We start from the raw sequence: 3960 nt of genomic DNA on the forward strand, positions 1-3960 counted from the left end.
CCGGTGGTCAGCTGAACATGTCGCCGTCGTCGTCGAAGAAGCTGGAGTCGTCGGCGAAGCCGCCGTCGTCGTAGCGGGTGTCGGTGAAGCCGTTGTCGGCGTAGTTGTCACCGCCGGCGAAGGACTGGCCGGCGTCGTCGAAGCCCGACGGCTGCTGGTCGAAGCGCTCGGCAGGCACCTGTTCCTGGATCACCTCGACGATTTCCTGCGGCTGCGAATGGTGGAACATGTTGGTCAGCAGGTCCGCCACCACCATGCCGCCGGCCACGCCCGCCGCGGTCTGCAGCGCGCCACGGAGGAAGCCGCCACCCTGCGCCGGGGCGGCCTGGGGCGCCGCCGGGCGGAAGTCGTTGGGGTTGTTGGCGTAGGCCGGGGCGCCGCCGGGTTGCGAGAAGCGCGTCTGGCCCCAACCGTCCGGGCGCTGCTGCGCCTGCGCTTGCGGCTCCGGCTCGCGCTGGCCGCCACCGAACAGGCCGGCGAGGAAGCCGCCGCTGCTCGGGCGGTTCTGCTGCTGGGCGGCGGCCTGGCTTTCCAGTTCCTTGATGCGCTGGTCCAGACGCTTGATCGCCGCCTCCTGGATCAGCATCGCCTGCGCCATGTAGTAGGGCGCGGCCGGTTGGCGCACGAGGTACTGGTTGATCTGCGCCTCGGCCTGGGCGTCGCGCGGGGCGGATTGCCGCTCGGCTTCCTGCAGGCGGGTGAACAGGCCATCGATCAGGACTTGCTCTTCGGATTTCATCTGGGGCCTCGAGTGAGCACCGGGGGGGAGGAATGCATCACAAGATTGGATCGCCCCGGGAAAAAACAAGTTCCGAATCATGAAATCTTCGCCACGGAAGGCCGGGGGGAGTCTGGTCTGTGCGATCGGGCTTGGGTTAGAGTCGGACGCAACCTGGTCTTCTAGACGAACCGATGAATCCCATCTCGATCCTGCGCGACACCTGGTACTTCTTCAGCCGCCACGTCGGCACCCTGCTGCCGCTGTGCCTGCCCTGGATCGTGCTCGAGACCCTGACCCAGCAACAACTGAGCATGGCCGCCAACTCCCAGCAGTTCGCGCCCTGGGGCATGGCCGCCGGTCTGGTCTTCTACCCCATCTACAGCGCCAGCCTGCTGCTCTACCTGATCGATTTCGGCGAGGGCCGCCAGCGCGGCATCGGCGAGCTGTGGCGCGCCGCCCTGCGCCTGTGGCCGGCCTTCGCCCTGCTCTCGGCGCTGAGCTCGCTGCTGATCGTCATCGGCCTGTCGCTGATGGTGATCCCGGGCATCTACGTGATGATCAAGCTGGCCTTCGCCGAGGTGCTGCTGGTCAAGCGCGGCCTGCGTCCGATCGACGCCATGCGCGAAAGCTTCCGCCTCACCGGTGGGCACTTCTTCCTGCTGCTCAGCACCCTGCTGGTGATACTCGCGCCGACCTGGGCGCTGCAGGGCTGGATCGAGGACCTGCGCGACGGCTCGCTCGGCTACAGCCTGGCGCTCAGCGCCATCAGCGGCTTCTTCCAGCTGCTGCTGACGGTGGTCGCCTACCGCATCTACATCCTCGGCCCGGAGCGCGAGGAAGCCTGAGGCACATCCCGGCGCGGACGACTAACCTTGTCCCTCCCATCCGCGCCAGGAGCCTGCCATGAGCGAGATCGACGACCTCCCGCCCAGCTGCATTTCCCACGTGTCCATCGGCACCAACGACTACGAGCGCGCTCGCGCCTTCTATGACGCGGTGCTGACCACCCTCGGCTGCCGGCGGATCATGGAACACCCCGGCGCCGTCGCCTACGGCCGCGAGTTCCCGGAGTTCTGGGTGCAGAAGCCGCTCGACGGCCAGCCCGCCAGCGTCGGCAACGGCACGCACGTCGGCTTCATCGCCCCGAGCCGGGAAGCGGTGGACGCCTTCCACGCCGCCGCCCTCGCCGCTGGTGGCCGCGACGAAGGCGCCCCGGGCGGACGCCCCGACTATGGCGACCCCTACTACGGCTGCTTCGTGCGCGCCCCGGACGGGCACAAGGTCGAGGCGACCTTCTGGGACCTCGGCAAGGCCATGCCGCACACCCACTGAGGGACGCTCAGCGCTGGCCAGGCTTCAACCCGGACATGCGCGGCACCAGCAGGCGTTCGAACAGGCGCGGGAAGTAGCGGGCCAGCAGGCGCGCCCGCCAGTTCACGTTGGACAGCACCAGCAGGCGCTTGCGCCGCAGCGCGCCCTGGTAGATGGCCTCGGCGACATCGCGCGGCGACGCCACCTCGCTGCCCAGCACCACGGCGGGCTGGCGGATCACCGAGCCGTCGCCGACCAGGGCGTTCTTGCGCAGGTCGGTGGCGGTGAAACCCGGGCAGGCCAGGGTGATGGCCACGCCGCTGCCGTCCAGTTCCATGCGCAGGGTGTCGAAGAGCCCATGCAGGGCGTGCTTGCTGGCGTTGTAGGCACTGCGATAGAGCAGCGGGGCGAAGCCGGTCAGCGAACTCAGTACGATGATCTGCCCCTGGCGCGCCACCAGGCTGGGCAGCGCCGCCTGGGTGCAGTGCAGGGCGCCGTAGAAGTTCACCGCCATCACCCGCTGGAACACCTTCAGGTCGGTCTCGGCGAACAGGCTGCGATGGGTGATGCCGGCGTTGTTGATCAGCACGTCGATGCCGCCGAAACGCTCGGTGGCGATGGCCACGGCGCGGTTCACCTCCCCGGCGTCGGCGATGTCGCAGCGCAGCCCCAGGGCCTCGACGTTCAGGTGCTGGCCCAGGTGCTGGACGAGGCTGTCCAATGCCGCCTGGTCGAGATCGAGGATGACCGGCCTGGCCCCGGCCTGGGCGAAGCGCAGCACCAGCGCCCGGCCGATACCCGAGCAGCCGCCGGTAACCAGCACCGTCTTGTGCAGGTAGACCTTGCTGGAAAACACCTTGCGCGGCATCGGCGGGGCCCTCGAACAGGCGCGGCTGCAACGCTGGGGCAGTCGTTCGTCACTCCAGCATAGTCGCTGCTCCTCCCCGTCGGGCGCCGGGCCGCGCGCGAGGCGTGCACGGTCGACACGGCTGGACGGGCGGACTGGACAAGGTCGGTTGGCCGACTCATGCTCAATGGCGACACCAACACAAGAACGATAAAAACGATAAAGGTGCAGCGCAGCGATGCTCAAGAAACTCCTATTCCCGTTGGCCTCGTCGCTGCTTCCGGCGTCCCTGGCCCATGCCACCGGCCCCCAGCCCCTGGCGGTCGGTTATTACGAGTTCCCGCCGTACATCTACACGGACGATGACGGCAGCACCCAGGGCGAAGGCGCCGACCTCATACGCAAATTGCTGCGCCAGGCCGGCTATCGAGCGGAGCTCCGTGCGCTGCCCAGCGCACGCCTGTACCAGGGCCTGCAGGACGGCAGCGTGCAACTCTGGGCTGGCGCGCCGGGCAAGCCCGAGCTGGCCGAAAGCACCCTGGAATGCGAGCACGAACTCGGCCACGTCACCCTCAACCTCTATCGCCTGGCCACGCAACCGGCCCCGCGCCTGCCCCAGGACCTGACCGGCAGGCGGGTGATCCTCATCAGCGGCTACAGCTACTGGCGACCGGCGACGCAGTTGCTCGACGACCCCAGGCTCAACCTGGAGATCCATCGCACCAGCACCCACGGCGCCGCGCTGCAGATGCTCCTGCGCGACCGCGGCGACTACCTGCTCGACTACCAGGCGCCGGTGGAACAGGCCCGCAGCGCCGTGGGCCTTCCGGCCCTGGCCCACGACACCCTGTACCGGCTGCCGCTCAAACTGATCGTCTCCCGCCGCGCCCCCGGCGCCGAACAACTACGCGAACGCCTGGACCAGGCCTTCGAACAGTTGAGCGCGAAAGGGGAAAGGGTAGAGCTGAACTGAAGGGGCGCTGCACTCCTGGCCTATCCGGCTAGCACCCCGCCCCGTAGGAGCGGACTCCGTCCGCGATAACCGGTCGCCCCCACACGCCATCGGCTGCCCCAGCGTAGG

General features: G+C 68.6%; 5 protein-coding genes. 3 read left to right on the plus strand and 2 right to left on the minus strand.

The features are described from left to right. Nucleotides 1–7: 7 nt before the first annotated feature. A complete protein-coding gene (locus tag P3W75_RS10915; RefSeq protein WP_276227397.1) occupies nucleotides 8–739 on the minus strand; it encodes a DUF2076 domain-containing protein in 732 nt (243 codons plus the stop codon). Nucleotides 740–912: 173 nt separating this feature from the next. Here P3W75_RS10915 and P3W75_RS10920 point away from each other — a divergent pair, with 173 nt between their 5' ends. Continuing rightward, on the plus strand, nucleotides 913–1566 hold the full coding sequence (locus P3W75_RS10920; RefSeq protein WP_276227398.1) for a YciC family protein: 654 nt from the start codon (nucleotides 913–915) through the stop codon (nucleotides 1564–1566). Nucleotides 1567–1624: 58 nt separating this feature from the next. Next, nucleotides 1625–2053 (plus strand): VOC family protein, encoded by a 429-nt coding sequence (locus P3W75_RS10925; protein ID WP_276227399.1) that lies wholly within the window; start codon nucleotides 1625–1627, stop codon nucleotides 2051–2053. 7 nt (nucleotides 2054–2060) lie between these two features. On the opposite strand, the gene P3W75_RS10930 is transcribed toward P3W75_RS10925, so the two are convergent. After that, nucleotides 2061–2900, minus strand: a complete 840-nt coding sequence (locus P3W75_RS10930; protein ID WP_276227400.1) for an SDR family oxidoreductase — start codon at nucleotides 2898–2900, stop codon at nucleotides 2061–2063. A 217-nt stretch (nucleotides 2901–3117) separates the two neighbouring features. Between P3W75_RS10930 and P3W75_RS10935 the strand changes: the two genes are divergently transcribed. Continuing rightward, nucleotides 3118–3852, plus strand: a complete 735-nt coding sequence (locus tag P3W75_RS10935; RefSeq protein WP_276227401.1) for a substrate-binding periplasmic protein — start codon at nucleotides 3118–3120, stop codon at nucleotides 3850–3852. Nucleotides 3853–3960 lie beyond the last annotated feature (108 nt).

Source organism: Pseudomonas citronellolis, from assembly GCF_029335315.1.
Taxonomy (GTDB): Bacteria; Pseudomonadota; Gammaproteobacteria; order Pseudomonadales; family Pseudomonadaceae; genus Pseudomonas; species Pseudomonas citronellolis_A.